General features: G+C 58.8%; 14 protein-coding genes and 2 pseudogenes. 4 read left to right on the top strand and 12 right to left on the bottom strand.

Features of this window, described 5'->3' with window-relative positions; genetic code table 11:
- The first annotated feature begins 1,188 nt into the window (after positions 1 to 1,188).
- Together AC0L18_RS26050 and AC0L18_RS26045 are read left to right on the top strand one after the other, a co-directional pair.
- Positions 1,189 to 1,628 (top strand): annotated as a pseudogene (locus tag AC0L18_RS26050) (DUF983 domain-containing protein).
- A 357-nt stretch (positions 1,629 to 1,985) separates the two neighbouring features.
- Positions 1,986 to 2,555, top strand: coding sequence for an inorganic diphosphatase (locus tag AC0L18_RS26045; protein ID WP_473494791.1), 570 nt, complete (start codon positions 1,986 to 1,988; stop codon positions 2,553 to 2,555).
- 283 nt (positions 2,556 to 2,838) lie between these two features.
- Here AC0L18_RS26045 and AC0L18_RS26040 read toward each other — a convergent pair whose 3' ends face one another.
- The 9 genes from AC0L18_RS26040 to AC0L18_RS26000 form a co-directional block, all read right to left on the bottom strand.
- Positions 2,839 to 3,564 carry a Crp/Fnr family transcriptional regulator gene (locus AC0L18_RS26040; RefSeq protein ID WP_473494790.1) on the bottom strand — a complete coding sequence of 242 codons (726 nt, stop codon included), beginning with the start codon at positions 3,562 to 3,564 and terminating at the stop codon, positions 2,839 to 2,841.
- A gap of 119 nt (positions 3,565 to 3,683) precedes the next feature.
- On the bottom strand, positions 3,684 to 3,938 hold the full coding sequence (locus AC0L18_RS26035) for a DUF6894 family protein (protein ID WP_473494789.1): 255 nt from the start codon (positions 3,936 to 3,938) through the stop codon (positions 3,684 to 3,686).
- A 132-nt stretch (positions 3,939 to 4,070) separates the two neighbouring features.
- Complete coding sequence (locus tag AC0L18_RS26030; protein WP_473494788.1) at positions 4,071 to 4,310, bottom strand: hypothetical protein; 240 nt, start codon at positions 4,308 to 4,310, stop codon at positions 4,071 to 4,073.
- Between the two features lie 1,222 nt (positions 4,311 to 5,532).
- Positions 5,533 to 6,042 carry a ferritin-like domain-containing protein gene (locus AC0L18_RS26025; protein WP_473494787.1) on the bottom strand — a complete coding sequence of 170 codons (510 nt, stop codon included), beginning with the start codon at positions 6,040 to 6,042 and terminating at the stop codon, positions 5,533 to 5,535.
- A 184-nt stretch (positions 6,043 to 6,226) separates the two neighbouring features.
- Positions 6,227 to 6,859: an ATP-dependent Clp protease proteolytic subunit gene (locus tag AC0L18_RS26020; protein WP_473494786.1), complete on the bottom strand. Its 633-nt coding sequence runs from the start codon at positions 6,857 to 6,859 to the stop codon at positions 6,227 to 6,229.
- Between the two features lie 35 nt (positions 6,860 to 6,894).
- Positions 6,895 to 7,419: a YciE/YciF ferroxidase family protein gene (locus AC0L18_RS26015; RefSeq protein WP_473494785.1), complete on the bottom strand. Its 525-nt coding sequence runs from the start codon at positions 7,417 to 7,419 to the stop codon at positions 6,895 to 6,897.
- A 396-nt stretch (positions 7,420 to 7,815) separates the two neighbouring features.
- A complete protein-coding gene (locus AC0L18_RS26010) occupies positions 7,816 to 8,856 on the bottom strand; it encodes a chemotaxis protein CheB (RefSeq protein WP_473494784.1) in 1,041 nt (346 codons plus the stop codon).
- Between the two features lie 329 nt (positions 8,857 to 9,185).
- The gene (locus AC0L18_RS26005; RefSeq protein WP_473494783.1) at positions 9,186 to 10,100 is read right to left on the bottom strand and encodes an SDR family oxidoreductase; all 915 of its coding nucleotides are present in this window, start codon (positions 10,098 to 10,100) and stop codon (positions 9,186 to 9,188) included.
- 13 nt (positions 10,101 to 10,113) lie between these two features.
- Entirely contained in the window at positions 10,114 to 10,623 is a 510-nt protein-coding gene (locus AC0L18_RS26000) for a DUF2231 domain-containing protein (RefSeq protein ID WP_473494782.1), read from the bottom strand.
- Between the two features lie 749 nt (positions 10,624 to 11,372).
- On the opposite strand from AC0L18_RS26000, the gene AC0L18_RS25995 reads away from it, so the two are divergent.
- On the top strand, positions 11,373 to 11,537 hold the full coding sequence (locus AC0L18_RS25995; protein WP_473494781.1) for a hypothetical protein: 165 nt from the start codon (positions 11,373 to 11,375) through the stop codon (positions 11,535 to 11,537).
- A 221-nt stretch (positions 11,538 to 11,758) separates the two neighbouring features.
- On the opposite strand, the gene AC0L18_RS25990 is transcribed toward AC0L18_RS25995, so the two are convergent.
- The 3 genes from AC0L18_RS25990 to AC0L18_RS25980 form a co-directional block, all read right to left on the bottom strand.
- Positions 11,759 to 12,214: a hypothetical protein gene (locus AC0L18_RS25990; RefSeq protein WP_473494780.1), complete on the bottom strand. Its 456-nt coding sequence runs from the start codon at positions 12,212 to 12,214 to the stop codon at positions 11,759 to 11,761.
- Positions 12,215 to 12,317: 103 nt separating this feature from the next.
- Positions 12,318 to 13,493, bottom strand: a complete 1,176-nt coding sequence (locus tag AC0L18_RS25985) for a zinc-dependent alcohol dehydrogenase (protein WP_473494779.1) — start codon at positions 13,491 to 13,493, stop codon at positions 12,318 to 12,320.
- A 56-nt stretch (positions 13,494 to 13,549) separates the two neighbouring features.
- Complete coding sequence (locus tag AC0L18_RS25980; RefSeq protein WP_473494778.1) at positions 13,550 to 13,957, bottom strand: hypothetical protein; 408 nt, start codon at positions 13,955 to 13,957, stop codon at positions 13,550 to 13,552.
- 767 nt (positions 13,958 to 14,724) lie between these two features.
- Here AC0L18_RS25980 and AC0L18_RS25975 point away from each other — a divergent pair.
- Positions 14,725 to 15,649, top strand: a pseudogene (locus AC0L18_RS25975) (DEAD/DEAH box helicase); the annotation flags it as partial.

Below are 15,649 nucleotides of genomic sequence, written 5' to 3'. Positions count from 1 at the left end.
TCGCTAATCGGGCTTGATCGTGCCTCGATCCTGAGAGAAGCGCGTCTCTTGCGCCGTGATCTAGGGCCGAAGCTTTAAGGCTTTTCCTGCAGACGGTCCGCGAGTCATCGACGGGCGTCAGCCTTCTCGGCTCAGGTTGCAACTTTAAAGGCAACATCGGCGTGAACTCTGGTGAGCATATCTACCGTGTACCAGGCCAAGAATATTACAATGAGACGCTGATTACCTCGAGCAAAGGTGAACGGTGGTTTTGCAGCGAGGCCGGGGCGCGATCGGCCGCTGGCGGAAGGCGACGCGATGAAAACAAAGCTGACGAGCGCCGCCTCTGAAAGACCCGATTAGCAGATAGCCGACAAGCCGTGCTACATGGGCGATGAAAATTTACCCATTTAACGAATCGAGCTAGCGCGGGTTCTGCGTGCCAGCCTTACGCATCATCGGATGCGAATGGTCGTGTTGCGCGGTGAGATCGCCCAACTCCGAATGGAGATCAGAGACGCCACTGCCATCAGCGCTCATATACGAGCTGCTAGCGCTATGAGGGAATGACGCCAGAACCGCGATCCCATGTATTGCCGCCTATCGCAATCTCGTTGAGACCAGAAGCACCCAGATCGTGCTTGGCGCACTGCATCGGCGTCAAAGTTCATCGTTCGCATTTCAGCGACCGAGCTCGGCGCGAAGTTCTCGCCTACCGCGCGCAGGACGCTTGGCTCCAGCTATTCGGCAGCGATCTGGAGAGTGCGTTCAACATGGATCCTGCAGTGCTGTTGGTGGCCACTGTCTGCGTCCACTGAGGTGGGCGAACAGCTAGCGCTCGATTCCTGCAATTGATTGAATTTCCCGCCTATAAGAACGGAAGCTTGCCGCGCCAAAATGTTCGCACGTTCGACGCCTGCCATTGGTTATTACGCGCTGTTCGAACCCAGCGGCTGTTCATTTACGCGGGATTTCAAAATGGCCGTGAGTTCGGCCGCACCGAGGCATCCAGATTCCACCCGACGATCGTCGCCGGACGCCTGAAAACGGGGCAAAGTTCGGTGAGCGGACCTAGGGGTTCTGGTAGCTCCCTCGAGCTGCGCTATCTACGCCACATGGCGCGAGCAAACTCAGTTACTCCTCGTCGCCGAAATCCAACGAGGACGCAGCCTGCCTCGGAACAATGCCGCTGCCATGTGGTTTTCTAGGATGACCTACAACGAAACGACCAACCCCGTCCTAACTGGCATCAGGGCCGTTGCCCGCGCTGCCAACAGGGGCATCTGTTTAGCAGCTATCTCAAGCTGGCGCGGAGTTGCGATGTATGCGGATTGAATTTCTCGTTCGCCGATCCGGCTGACGGCCCGGCCTTCTTTTCCATGTCAATCGTGGCGTTCCCGGCGCTGGCTTTCGCACTATGGTTTCAGCTCACGTATGAGCCGTCCTATTGGATGCATGCGCTCACCACCTTGCCCCTCACCGTTGGCGCGTGTGTTGCATTGCTAAGACCGTTCAAAGGCTGGCTAGTTTGCTCGCAGTACGTCCACAAGGCTGAGGAAGGCTCCATCGACCGAGCATGGCATGCAGCCGAAGCTGAGCGCCAACGCAGCAGCCGCCGAACACGTGAAGTGTATTGGCCAAGGAGGTAGGTAGAGCCGCAGCACCTTTTTGCCCGCCAATGCTCCCAACTACCGGTTCCGATTCGTAGCTGATACACGGCGCAGAACGATGTCGGATATACTCGCCGCGGAGGTGCTTGATATGCAGTTTCACTGCCTCTGGCCCACTGCTTCGCCGGCCGTTTCTTCAACTCTTTGGGCAGTGGACCGGCGTGTTCCCGAAGCCTTGCGGTCGGTGATCGCATTCTCGATCTCAAGCTCTCTGGCGGCTTCGATGAGCCCAGTGTATTTGCGCGTCCAATTCGCACCGGTTTTCGTGAAAACGCGGATAGGCACGCTCGGAACAAATCCGCCATCCGCCGCTTAGAGAAGTCTAGGGCCATTGGGATGGACTGGCGAGGACCAAACGTGGCGAATTATCTGACACTGCCTACGACTACATCGAAGGGTCGGGTCAGGGTGGTCGTGGAAACACCGCGTGGCGCCGAAGCAAAGTTGACTTACAAACCCAAGAAGAAGCTTTTCGAATATACGAGGCCGCTTCCAGCAGGCCTAGCCTACCCCTACGACTGGGGCTTTCTGCCTTCTACGCTGGGCGACGATGGCGATGCCCTCGACGGTCTAGTCATCCATGAGGCAGCCAGCGCTCCCGGTGTTGTCATCAAGTGCGATCTGCTGGCGGCCCTTCGTGTCATGCAAACGGAGAACGGCGAGACCGTGAGAAACGATCGCTATGTATTTTGCCCGCACAAGCAAGATGCGCATAGCGAGTCTCTCCTTGGCGAGAATATTCCGGATCGTTTGCGATCCGAGATCGAGCAGTTTTTCCTGGCGTCGGTGTCCGGCACCGACAAGCAGATCGAATTCGAAGGGTGGCACGATTCCAGCCAAGCTCTCCGGAACATCCATCGGGCCATGAGAACTTTCGAGCGGAAACAGCGAGCCGCCGGTCTCTGAGTGCTCCCACCATATTGATAAGAATGTAACTTGAGAACACAAGGCTGCCTGGACGCCGGTTGGGCACCTTCCCGGGTCCAACATCGGCGAAGTGCACACGCAAACTGCCGCTGGGTAGCGAAGTCCCAGATCATGCAAGTGCCGGTTCGCGAAAGCGATTTATGCCGTGAAGAATATGGATGGCGAAAGGGTTAGACGGTGGGGAGCGCCAGCGCGATGCGTCGTTTGAATTGCCGACCACGGTGGCGCTCGTTGCTAACGTGACTTTCGCCGAAGCCCCCGATCATAGCGGCTTGTTGATTGTCCCCAGCAACCGCTCATATTCCCGCTCCGGCTCGCTGTAGGTGCCATCGGCCAACTGGAACAGACCATCACGATCCCTGATGACGATCTCACCCCGCGTGGCTCTGATCAGGCCCCTGCCCTCAAGCTCCTGGATTGCAACCGTGACACCCGGTCGCCGCACACCGAGCATGACGGACATGAATTCGTGGGTGATTGCAAGCCGGTCGCCGCGGGCGCGATCGTGACACATCAGAAGCCAGCGAGCCAAACGTTCGTCCAACTTCGACCGTGCGTTCACCAGGGCGGTGTAGCTGGTCTGAATATAAAGGGTCTGGACATAGAGAAGCAGAAGGGCTTTCAGCGTAGTGCTCTCAGACAGAGCAGACGACAGTGCCGGGGCTGGAATTCGCAAGCCGCTTCCCGCCAGCTGCATATAGGTGTCATGTGGGGCGCGATCGCCACCTAGGGCCACTAAGGCTCCGGTCATGCCTTCCAAGCCGATCAGGCCGACCTCGGTATCCCGGCCCTTAGGTATTTTGGCGACGACCGACGCGATGCCCTCTTCTAGGAAATACACGTGTCCGATAACGGACTTCGCCGACTCAAGCTGGGTCCGGATCGGCAGCGCTACCCGTTCCATGTGGGGTTCGAGCGATGCCAGATCGCTAGGGAAAAGTCGCCGCAGTAAATTATTTTGATAGAGCGTATTGGGCTGGTTAAACATGACTCCACCCTCGGTAGGGCAAGAGCTTTCCGATCTCCCAGCCGTTCGCGCCCGTGACAACGTGCGAACGATGAAACTATATATGGGGTTCTAAAGTCCGAAAGCCAGTCACTTAAGCATTAAGGGCGGGCACCGGGCTTTGTAGCGGCATCCGAGAAAGGAAATCGCAACACCAATGCGTGATTTTCGTTGCATATCTCAAAGACCGCGCCTGTCAGCACTGGCTTCCCGCTGAGCAGTCCTTCCGCCAGGATCTCCTTGGCGGAGGCCATCGCGTTCTCCTCAGCCTGCGCCAAATCCGCAAATTCCTGCCCCTCGAGGTCCTCCACGAGGTGCCCCTCCTCGTTCCGGATATGGAAAAAATATCTCGGCATGCTCACTCCACCTCCATGGCTATCTAGATGCATAGAGGCTCACGGATAGTGTCGGAAACGTACCAACCGGGGGATATATGAACCGGACACTCGACGTGTCGGACTGCCTTGAGCGCCTTCGCCGGCCAGCGGTCATCTGACGCTGTCGGTGATTTCTGACCTGTCGAACAGCACGCCGAGACCATGCTCGACGGCACAGGCGGCAATCATGTCATCAAGGGCTTTGCCGGACACAGGGCAATTGGGGAGGACTTCCCGTATGGCGGTTTCAGCCCTCGATGTGGAAACCACATCGTGCCGCCTTTTCCTGGTCTCCATATAGTGGTCGACCAGGGATTTCAGACGCCTTGCCGCAATCTCATCTGCAAACATTGTTGTTCACTCCTGTCAGTCAGGTCGCCCGGAGACAATGGCCCGCCCTGGTACGAGGACGGGCCAATCCGATCGAGTGACCGGTGATCCGAGTGAGGGACCTGGATCGCTAAAGTAAGCTTGAGCCGGATTATTCGTTCCAAGGCGGCCACGGCTTGGTAATTCCCGTACATTAATTCCTATGCTGAGGTCTGAGGCGGCAAAGCTTGCGTGAGCTGCAGCAAGCCCTTCTTTTGGGGCACGCCGAATCTCGCCGCCGGCCAGGCGGCGCAGGAAGCCGGCGCCTTCCGGCACCGCCGCGGATGATTGGAGAGCGCTACGTGCAGCGTGCCTAATACCACCTCTTCATCTTCCAATCCCTCTTCGGTTGCGGTGCCGGTGCCCCAGCAAGAGCGGTTTCAGTCCTCAGTCGTTGTTCCCCGAGCCGAGCCGTCTTTGCATCTCGTGCTGCGCGCTCGACCTCGATCAATTCCCGCGCAGCATGGACGTGCGCTCCTTCTGTCTTGCTTCATCGGTGAATGCCTGCCGTTGCCGCATTGTTCTCCTCGATCTGACAGCACAGCGCTTTGTTGCCGCACCGAACCATTGTCGCCAGATCGGGTTCATCCGCACAGCAAAAAAGTTGCCACATCCTTCGGCACGACGGGCTGCTCGACTCCCCAAAGCGCACGCCGCTCCTCTGGAACGCTTCGACCACTTTGCCCGTTGTTTAAAGCTCCTGCAGGAGGCTGGGCATGAGAATAGTCCCCCACCGATTTTTGCGGCCGGCTGTGATTGCATGGCTGCTCTTTACCGTTCAGACATTTGCTCAGACTGGGCAGCAAGATGATCTACCCGGGCAAGGCGCATCGCCGACGACGGAAAACCCGGGAGACCCGCAAGATGTTGGCGTTGACGTTTCGCTTGGTAGGCAGAAGGTGAAACAGAATCGCAGCCAAGCTTGGAATATCTGAGAATGAGGTGCCTCTGGCCGTGCATGTTCCCATCGAACTCGCTGAGCGGGTCTGCGAAAAGGCGGCGTTCGACGCGCGCTCGAACACGAACCGAAGCTGCACCGCGACCAAATACATCCCCGAAATTGCGAGGCCGCGCGAAATCATCCGCAGACCTCCGCGGTTCCGGAGCAATAGGCTCGTAGCAGGTGAAGGGGGGTCTCCATTCCCCCTGCGGCTGGGTCGCGACAGCTCGCCCTTAAGCGCAAATAGAGCGGCGCCTCTGCACGTCACCGTTTCGCGGCGTCAGAATCCCGCTCGTCGCGTCTGAGGAACTCGGTGGTGACCGTGCCGAGTTTGCTTTCCAGCCAGTCGGCCATCGCTTCTTCTTCCCGCAAATTTGCTTTGCACGCGCTTTCGGTCTCGGAATCGCCGACCTCGCCGGCTGCGGCAATGAGCATTTTATAGCTGGCGATTTCCATATGCTCGAACGTGTAGCTGGCTAGCGATCCTTTCATCACCTCGTCGCCTGCAAAAATGCCGCTGATGTTCTGTCCGAAGGCGATTATTTTACCGCCCGCATCCTTCAGCGTCGAAGATCCACCGCCAATCCGGTCGAGGCATTGTTCGAGACGTTTCGCCTGTTGCCTCGTTTCTTCGAGATGCGTGTTCATCCGGTCGCGAATCTCGGGATAGTTTTCTAGACGCTCGATTTGGCCGCTCAAAATGGTCTCGGCCTGTTCTTCCATGGCGTGAGCGTCGCGCAGCCACTGCACCAGACGTTCCTTGGGCTCTGTCATGTCCGTCTCCGTTGGTCAGCGTAGTTTTACTGCCATCGCAACGTCGCCACAGACCGTTGGTTCCGATCGCCCGCCAAGTGCAGTCGATACTCGTGGCCATGCTCTCTCCCAAGAAGCGCGGGATTTGCATTGTCAATCCGATAATCTGGATATCGCCGCGGATATCTCGCCTGAAGCCACAATGCTACCGCAACAGATCGGCGACTATCCCCAGATCGAGGGCCTCTTCAGCGTGGATGTAGCAATTGGTTGTCGCACGGCGGTAGAGTTCGTCAACGCTAAGCGAGCTGCCCTCAACGAGTTCTTTAAAGCCCTCAATTTCCAGTCGCTCCGCTGTCTCAAGTAGCGCAAGCTGCTCGCGCACGATCTGGATGGAAGATTTCATCGGGCCATTCAATTCGACACTCGTCTGCATACGCCGCTCATGCACCAGGAGAACCGCGTCCGTGGTGAGGAAGCGGAACGGCTTCGGGAAAGCTGCGAAGATAGTCACCCCCGCCGAATACACTTTCGTCTTGCCGACGCAGTACGCGTTTCGGCCTGAATGCTGCCGAAACAGCCGAATTTCGAGGGCAATCCGCCGGGCCGCATCGGCGTCCCCGCCGTTGGTGTTGAGCTCCATGATGAGGTCGTCGCCGCTTTGGCGTACGGCTTCCAAGCGACCAAGAAGAAAGACGACGGTGCCGTCGTCGATCAGACCGTTGACCGAGATGTTAGGCTCGAACAGGAGTTGCCGCAGGCTTGGCGCCCGGCCCGCCGGCACCGGCGACAAAGGCGCGCCACCGTCGTCTGGAGGCGCGGTCTCTCTATTGTTCATGACGTGCTCATTGATTCCGTCGAAGCGCCGATTACCTAGGCAGCTTCCTGCATCGCTCTCTCGTTGACGCTGGTCTCTCCAAGCTGCGTCAGCGCTTCGTCAGTCGCCTTTTCCTCTTCGAGCGTCTCCTCGAGCAGCGGCACGGCATCCTTTAGGCCGAGCAATCCGGCCCAGGTGATCAGCGTGCCGTAGCGGGCGATCTCATAATGTTCAACCTCTTGCGCCGCCGCCACAAGACCAGCGTCCAGAGCTGGAGCTTCCTTGAATTCCTCAAGTATCTCCTGCCCTTCCTCAATGATGCCGTCGATCGCGGGACATGTCTTTCCCTGTGGCCGTTTGCCGAAAATCTCGAAGACCTGCTGCAGCCGTTCGATCTGAGCCTCAGTCTCGTCGCGGTGCTTTTCGAATGCGGCGGTCAGTTGGTCGGATTCGGCACCCTTCGCCATCTTCTTCAGCGCAACCAGGATTTTGCGCTCTGCGTAGTAGACGTCCCTAAGTCCGTCGTGGAAAAGATCTTCGAGGCCCTTGGCCTTGCTTTGCGATTCCTTTTTCGTAGCCATCGTCATCTCCGAATGTGAGAAACGCGTGTCTGGTGGCACGCGCAGCTTTAACCAAAGTGGGTGCTGTTTGTTCCTTCGGGCCGATCGGCAATCTACGGTCATCATTGTGCCGAACACGAAACTTTCTTAGACCACGGCAGTAACCGTCTTCGGGTGGAGGGTACAATCGTCCGGGTCCATTGAGCGAGTTGGATACATAGATCCGGTTCCGTTTGATCGCGTTCACGACCCGCGATTCCAACTGTGCGCAATCCTGAATGATGCTCCGCTGTTCGGGTGCGCGTCGGGAATGAATTTCGGAAGTGCGGCTATGCCGCCAGCCGATGCGCCTATCCGACAAACGGGAGACGGAGCATCCTTCCCTGCAGCGCCGCCCGAAGTGTTGGCGAGGCCGGATCAGTTTTGCTTCGTGATCGGGCCATTCTCTGCCACTATGCCACGCCTGCTTTCGAGAATTCGTTCGATCACTTCGGCGTCCGCTTCGTATTCTCTCGACCGTTCCTGCAGCTTTGCCGCCATGTCAACGCGGGCCAACTCACTTTCCCGGTCGGCCATTCGCCGGGTGAATGCCGCCCGCTGCTGATGCGCGCGCAGCAAGCTCCACAATATCTGGTCAGTCTCGGCCGACTGGGCCTCGAGCATCGCGTCCGACGTGAAGGCATGCCCAGTGTGGCATCGGTAGCGAAGCATGTCGCCGTCCTCGATCTCCCACAGAGGACCGTGGCACTCCGGACAAACAAACAACGAAAGTTCGCCGAGACGATCTTCATTCGACATAGCGGAGTGCTCCTGAGCTGCGACTGCCGCCTCCAGCCGGACTCCCGGTGGAACAGGAAGCGTTTCGCCGGCGGGTTCGGAGGCCAACCGGGCCAACAGATCGCCCATTCCGACGATCGGCACGCAATGGTCGATTTCGACATGGCGCTGGGCGCTCCGAACCATGTCTGGTACAGCCGCGTCTTGCGGGTCCTGGATCACTGTTACTCCCCCGACGGCCTTGATTGCCCGGAGACCCGAGGTGCCGTCGGACAAGCTGCCGGAGAGGAGGACGCCAATGACCCGAGCTCCATAGCTGCATGCGGCCGACCGGAAGAGAGGATCGATCGCCGGCCGGGCGAGATTTTCGCGAGGGCCTCGCCGGAGCAGCATGTGATCGTGGTGCAGCAGCAGATGGAAACCGGGTGAAGCCACATAGATGCGCCCCCGCTCGAACTGCTCCCCGCTCTTCGCCTTGATCGCCCTGAGAGGGCCAGCCCGATCAAGGATCTCCGGGAGATAGCTCGTCTGGCCCACGTGGAGCACCACGAAGACAGCAGCGGTAAGATCGGGCGGTAGATAGGTCGCGAGCCGCTTCAGAGCCTCGACGCCGCCAGCCGAGGCTCCGACAACGATGATGCAGCGATTTCGAGAGCTCATCCCTTCGATCTTCTCGGGCAATTCTGAAATGCGGCCCTGATCGTTCGAAGCTTGACCCGACCTATGTCCAACATTGCTCATACATTGCAACGAATCCAAGAGCGGCTGCGTTCCCTCGCGGCGTAAAGGAACAGGCCTTCATGAGCAGTTGCCTGAGGCTAAATTCGAATTCTTGGCAAAGCAGGTTCGGGGTCCCTACGCCATTCTGATCTGGTCCGCTACTTCGCGCAGTTTCAACGCTACCGACGGTGCAGACAGCTTCGTCATCCGCAACAGCAAGATTGTGTTCCAATCCATTCACTAGAGGTTGGAAGCGGTGGCTGGGCACGTGCTCAAAGGGCACGCGACGATCAAGGGGAGTGACGCCCAACAGCCTTCGTCCAGTACTGGCGCCAGCGGCCGGCAACTTCGTGAGGGGACACACTTGCCATCAAGTTGCCATCGTGCGGTTGTTCGGCGTTTTCCTGAAACTGTAGACGTGGCCCCACAACAGCGACTATCCATTCCACCAGTGATGGCGCAACCCGGCAGCCAAATTCCAACACGAATGCAAAGCCGCCAACCCTGATCTCGCGTCGAGGATGGCTCGCTGCGCCGACAATTGCAGAGGCGGCTCGCTCGGCCGAGTAAACAGGGATAATGGATCGCGCCTTGCGGCCGAACAGATTCGCCGCTTTCTGGTAGATAGGAGTGTCTATGGCTGCAGGAAGGATAGCAGACACATGAATGCCGGGAGTGGTGCGCAACTCCTGCCGGATCGAGGCTGTGAGCCCGCGTATGAAAAACTTGCTCGCGACATAGCCACCGACATAAGGCTCTGGAGCGACACCGAGCATGGAACTGACGTTGATCAGCACTCCACGGTCTCCTTGAGAGCGGAATTGCTTGAGGGCGACCTGAGATCCGTTGATGTAACCAAACACATTCGTGTCGACTAGGCGGTGGAACAGCGGAGGCGGAACTTCCTCGAAACGCCCGAAAATCAGCACTGCGGCGCAATTCACCCAAACGTCAATCCCGCCGAAATGCGATACCGCAAAACCACGGATTTCCTCCACCGCGCCGTAGTCGGCCATATCGGCGGGAAAGGTCAGTGCCTCACCGCCTGAGTCGACGCATTCCTCAGCGATGTTGTCGAGCGCGTCGTCGTTTCTCGAAACCAGTACCAGCCGCGCCCCTTTTCGCGAGAACCCAAGAGCAGCCGCTCTGCCGAGGCCGCTCGAAGCGCCGGTGACCACGACAACGCGTCCCCGCAGGTCGGCCATGCTAAGACCTCAATCAAGATCGTCCCGCACGAGAACTGGTGCCCTCACCCTCCTCAGGATGCACTCCTACCCTGTGCTCGTAGACGAGCGTTCCGCCCTTCCAGCCAGTGTAACCAAGAAGCAGGACAACAAGCGTAGACAGGGCCAATCCCCACGGCAGAGTCCCCTCGACTGCGCCTGTACTGAGCCGCAAAACGAAATTAGCCAAGGCGAGTACCACTGCGATGACATTGCCTATCATGTGGTGCCACGCGGCGCCGAAAGAGCGTACGACTGCATTTCCAAGGAAATCGGCAAAGCCGGCCAGCGCAGCTGCGGCGCTCATAAGCAAGGCAAACCCGAGCAGCCAAAAAGAAGCCTCGGCCCAGAAAGCATTCCTGGTCGACCAAAACACCAGGTCTGAGAGGAACACCGACACAAGCAATGCGATCGGAAAAGGAATCAACATGGGGTGGATCGGATGACCGCCGATTTTCGCAGTGGTGGCGACGCCCAGCAGACGGTTGGCTCGATCGTGAGGCATGTCATAGAACGCTGAAAAGCCTGAATAAGTTCCAAAAACCCGAGCCGGTAATCACTGTCAAGCATCTCCACTCGCGGCGCCCAGTGACGGCTGGTGATGGGATTCCAAAATATGTTGATAGCAGGGATCACACTATATGACGGCAGACAACAGGGCCTGAAGGCGAGGGATTGAGGCAGCGCGCAAGCGGCCATTTCGCTGCAAGCCGGAGAAATGTGCACCGCCCCGGTGTTCCGTGCAGAAAGAAAGCCCGCGCCCTTCGGGAAAAAAGGACGCGGGCCCATCGGGAGTCATCCATGTCGCAGCTGCACGAATCAAACTTTCAGCCCGCGCCGAAGTTCCACACGGAAACAAAAAAGGCCCGCTACGCCTTCAGCCGCGCCGCTCCAGCACGCCAAACAAAATAGGCGCCCGCACCCCCGAGGGGATGGGAAGGACGTGGGCTGATCGGAAGGGGGAGTCCGATCTTTCAGCCCTAGGGCAAGTGCTGCACGAACGCCTTTGGCTCGGCCAGGGTTCCGGAAGGAAGACAAACCGCCTGCTGACGAGCCACCGTCCTAACGGTCGTCTCGAAGCCCAACGAAGTTCTACTCGTCCGTCCTCCCGCCGTATAATCTGCAACAATCCGAGACGCGAGCACTTCAGGTCGTTTCTCAGATTGAGCCTCCGCGTCACCCCCAGCGGGCTTGGCCCGTCGTTCAGGAACAACAACCCCCAAGCCAAGTTTGGTGGTCCAGGAGGTAACGTCAATGCGCATACTGAGAACATTCTTTGGATACTTGTGGCGCTCGAACAGCAAGTCGGCGCCCGACCTTGCGCCGCCCGTCGACGCGATCGTTCGGCTGCTGAAAGAAAAACAAAAACTTGCTACAAAGAAAGGACTTGGTCGACCAGATCAGACTGCTGGCGGCTGACCGCTGGCGACGCAGCTTGGGAAGGATCGGCATCATGCCCCGGCTAGCCCTGGGTCGCTGGCGCATGGACCACGCCCGACTGGAAGGCAGCCGAAGCCCCGGTTCGAAGCTTGGCTGTGCTGGAGCCGGAACTTGCGATCGGGACGGTGCCCCGCGGCAGGCACGGGCATGCGGCAAGGCCTTGGTCGCCTGAGGTCAGGTTCGTGCCAGTTAGTCACCGCTCAATTCTGGCTGGCAGGTGACGACATGTCTTTTCGTGCAAGGCCCCGCACAGCTTCAAGACCCCGCGGGAAGCCGCTGCGGTTACTAAAATCCCGGGCTTGCCGGCGGCCGCGAGCGTGCCGGGCGCTTACCTTTTGCGCGGTCAATAAATCGATGAGTGTCACGCCGGCAACGAGCACCAATGCAAGTCCGACATTGCCACGTTTGGGATTGTCATGCCGGAACGCCCATAGGAGTGTTGCGATGTCGAGCCCATCACCGGCCACACGGCTCCAAAGTCCCGACTGTTTGTCCACCGACAAGGACAGAATGCCGCTGCTGACTTCTCGCGCTCCGTAGGCACGGATCACGCCTCCCTTGCCAGGCAAGCCGAATGCGCGGGCGATGCGCTCGGAGGCTATGAGTTCGGCAATGCCAAGCGCAATGCTGAACCATCCGAGTTTGCGCGCCACCATGTCGGAGGGCGCGAGCGCCTTCGGGCCAGAATTTACGACCCTTGGGTCGCTTGGCCATCTGCTGAGATTGCCGAATTTGCTAAGCATGTTCATGACACTGATCCTATGGCTTCAGTACGACTTTGACGCAACTGTCCTGCTTGTCGCGAAAGAGCTTGTACATCTCGGGTCCTTGTTCGAGCCCGGCAGTGTGGGTGATGACAAACGACGGGTCGATCTGACCTTCTTCGATGCGGCGCAGTAGATCGTCGGTCCAGCGGTTCACATGAGTCTGGCCCATCCTGAAGGTCAGGCCCTTGTTCATCGCTTGGCCCATCGGGATCTTGTCGACGAACCCGCTATACACGCCCGCGATTGAGATGACGCCGGCTGGCCTGCAGACATAGATCATTTCACGCAGCACGTGGGGCCGATCGCTCTCCATCAGCATCATCTGCTTCGCGCGGTCATAAACGGTGTCTGGTTGACGAAAAGACACGTGACTTTCCATCCCGATGGCGTCGATGCATTTATCTGGCCCCTTGCCGCCTGTAAGCTCGTTCACCCTTTCAACAACGCTCTCCTCCAGGAAGTTGATGGTGATCGCGCCGCCCGCTCCGGCCATGGAAAGGCGTTCGGGCAGGCAATCTATGCCAACGACCTGCTTGGCACCGAGAAGAATGGCGCTGCGGATTGCCATCTGCCCCACCGGGCCACAGCCCCAGATCGCGACGGTATCGGAGGGCTCGATTTCGCACTGGACAGCAGCCTGCCAGCCAGTTGGCAATATGTCGCCAAGGAAGAGGACCTGCTCATCGGAGAGCCCGACCGGTACCTTGATGTGCGTTGCATCGGCAAATGGTACGCGAACATACTCAGCTTGTCCGCCCGGGTAACCGCCGGTCAGATGGGTATACCCAAACAGCCCAGCCGTCGTGTGACCGAACGCCTTGTCGGCGATGTTCTTGTTGCGGTTGGTACGCTCGCAGACCGAAAAGTTTCGGCGCTTGCACTGGTCACATTCCCCGCAAATGATGGTGAAGGGAACGACGATGCGGTCTCCCTTCCTAAGCGCGCCGTTTACCCCGGATCCAACTTCCACCACCTCACCCATCATTTCGTGGCCCATAATGTCGCCGGGCAGAATTGCCGGAATGAGGTTGTGATAGAGGTGCAGGTCCGAGCCGCAGATCGCGCAGCTCGTCACCTTGACAATGACGTCGCGCGGATCCTCGATTTCGGGATCGGTAACCTCGTCGCAACGTATGTCTTCTTTTCCATGCCAAACCAGCGCTCGCATGCTTAATCTCCCGTGGCCCCCGGTTCGCGGCGTCGTAGCAGCTTCCGCGGCGACCCTCATGTGGCAAACGGGGTTGCGGAACCACTGCTTCTTGCACCCGAGAGCGAGCCCGGCCGCCTTCCTTCTGCCTGCGAATTAGCTTCGGGGTTCAACCCGCGAGGCAGCATCCATGTTCCCGCCTCCGTTAAAAAACTTAAGCCCGGCTTTTGAACGAGGGGTTGATGGCAGTGTGGGGCCGTCGAGAAGGCGGTGGCCGCCCTGCCGGACATCGTCAAGAAGGTCAAGGAAGCATCCAACGTTCCCTGCTTCGCCGTGGCGGTGGTGCATGGCGGCAGATGATCATTGACCAAGGCTATGGCCTTCGCAGCAACCGGGATGACACCCTCTAAGGTCAGCAGCACCACCATCTTCCAGGTCTCCTCGGTGTCGAAGGCGATCTCGGCCACAGTGGCCGCCATCGCCATGACGAAGGACCACAGCTTCGGGCGACGCCACCATCGGCGAGCTCTTCGTTCCTCGCTCCGGCCTGCGTCCGGCGGCGGGCAGCGAGCTCGAGGATCTCGGTCCAGCGCAAGCAGATCGTCGTCCCGCGGCTGATTGGTCGGCTCGTGCTGATCTGGGGCTTTCCGCTGTCGCTGTGGCTGCCGAGAGACGCAGGGTTCGAGCGATAGATGAAGCCCTGCAATTCCTTGGGGGTCTATGGCGGGCGAGGGTTTCCAAGCACGTCCGGATCGGCGCGAAGACTCGATGCGGATGCATATCGCCAATGGTAGCGCCAACCCGTTTGATTGCCGATTTTGTGCCGGGATGCTTGGAGTCTAGCACGCCAAGGGTGCATGAGCTTTTGGACAGCAACCGTCGAATGACTGCTGAGCCTGAGAACTTGGGGTCCATCTGATAGCGAGTCATTTGGCCAAGTCTAGCAACGGGCAATTGGAATGCCGACCACAGATGCCTAAGCCGCTATCGACCAGCCGCTGCCGTTTCGTCCCAGAAAGAATCCACAAAGCCGTAGCCCCCGGATTCGCGACTTGCTCAGGAAACCTCGCAATGCACGCATTGCTAGACAGTGCGGCACTCTATTCTCATGGCGCACGATCCGATCACACGCTGGGCAAGGCAACGGTTGCCGCTTTGCGACGTTGCTGAAAGCCGAGCGTCGGCAACTGTGCCGCCCAACGGAACACCGGGCGCGTCGCGGCCGTTTTGTCCCAGGACCGGAAGGTGAGACGTGGATAGAGTGACCTCCAATGCCGGAAAGGCTGAGCAGTGCGAACTTGCAACAGGAGGAGAAGCCGAACCGCCAGCTGCCGCGGTAGCTGCGGCATTGATCAGCGCTTTGGAAACCACTCGAAATAGGGACATGCTCCATATCGCAAGTTCCGAACGCAGTGCTGCTGACATCACCCAGGCATTGCGCCACTTCCTCCCAAAAGCTGATATCCTGTATATGCCGCCGTGGGATTGCCTGCCATACGACAGGGTGTGGCCGACTCGCGCCACTATGGGGCGGCGGGTCAGCGTTGTTCATGCTGCTGCGGCCGCTACGAACGGACCCCGCATCACGGTTACTTCGGTCGAATCTGCCCTGCAGCGGGTACCGCCTCCCTCGGCAATCAGCCAGGGTTTCGCGACCCTGCAGATCGGACAGGAGGTGGACCCGAGGGCACTTCGTGTATTGGCTGAGAGAACTGGCTATGTTGTCGACGATCGGGTCGACGAACCAGGCGAGATGGCCGTCCGCGGGGATCTTATCGACATTTTTCCTGCTGACCGTGATCGCCCTATTCGTGTTGTCCTGGGTCCTGGCGGCACCATCTCCGAACTTAAGACATATGACCCAATCACTCAACGAAGCGAACGATCGCTGCACAGAGTCGTAGTTGGTCCGGCGTCCGAGCTTATGTTGGAACCCGGCAACGAGTTCGACCCTGCAGCGATGCGAACGATCCCGATGGAGGAACGCCTGGTCTCGCTCTACTCCGACTTGCCGGCGCTCTTCGACGTCGCATCAACAGCTACCATCTCCTTCCTGGATGGATTGGAAGAAATCTCGCTCACTCGCGTCTTGGACCTCACAGAGGAGGCGTGGCGCGGCAGGCGGCAAGTATCCACGGTGGCGCGGCCCGCGGCGAAACAATTTTATTTGTCGCGTG

The organism is Mesorhizobium sp. WSM4819 (assembly GCF_055811215.1).
Note: the sequence above shows the minus strand (reverse complement) of the source record. Positions and strands in the feature narration are given on the sequence as shown.

Bases quoted from the DNA above. Each gene is read 5' to 3' on its own strand.
- AC0L18_RS25990 (WP_473494780.1), bottom strand. From the start codon at position 12,214: ATGGTGGCGCGCAAACTCGGATGGTTCAGCATTGCGCTTGGCATTGCC.
- AC0L18_RS26005 (WP_473494783.1), bottom strand. From the start codon at position 10,100: ATGGCCGACCTGCGGGGACGCGTTGTCGTGGTCACCGGCGCTTCGAGC.
- AC0L18_RS25980 (WP_473494778.1), bottom strand. From the start codon at position 13,957: ATGGCGATGGCGGCCACTGTGGCCGAGATCGCCTTCGACACCGAGGAG.
- AC0L18_RS26040 (WP_473494790.1), bottom strand. From the start codon at position 3,564: ATGTTTAACCAGCCCAATACGCTCTATCAAAATAATTTACTGCGGCGA.
- AC0L18_RS26015 (WP_473494785.1), bottom strand. From the start codon at position 7,419: ATGGCTACGAAAAAGGAATCGCAAAGCAAGGCCAAGGGCCTCGAAGAT.
- AC0L18_RS26020 (WP_473494786.1), bottom strand. From the start codon at position 6,859: ATGAACAATAGAGAGACCGCGCCTCCAGACGACGGTGGCGCGCCTTTG.
- AC0L18_RS25995 (WP_473494781.1), top strand. From the start codon at position 11,373: ATGCGCATACTGAGAACATTCTTTGGATACTTGTGGCGCTCGAACAGC.
- AC0L18_RS25985 (WP_473494779.1), bottom strand. From the start codon at position 13,493: ATGCGAGCGCTGGTTTGGCATGGAAAAGAAGACATACGTTGCGACGAG.
- AC0L18_RS26030 (WP_473494788.1), bottom strand. From the start codon at position 4,310: ATGTTTGCAGATGAGATTGCGGCAAGGCGTCTGAAATCCCTGGTCGAC.
- AC0L18_RS26000 (WP_473494782.1), bottom strand. From the start codon at position 10,623: ATGCCTCACGATCGAGCCAACCGTCTGCTGGGCGTCGCCACCACTGCG.
- AC0L18_RS26035 (WP_473494789.1), bottom strand. From the start codon at position 3,938: ATGCCGAGATATTTTTTCCATATCCGGAACGAGGAGGGGCACCTCGTG.
- AC0L18_RS26045 (WP_473494791.1), top strand. From the start codon at position 1,986: ATGGACTGGCGAGGACCAAACGTGGCGAATTATCTGACACTGCCTACG.
- AC0L18_RS26025 (WP_473494787.1), bottom strand. From the start codon at position 6,042: ATGACAGAGCCCAAGGAACGTCTGGTGCAGTGGCTGCGCGACGCTCAC.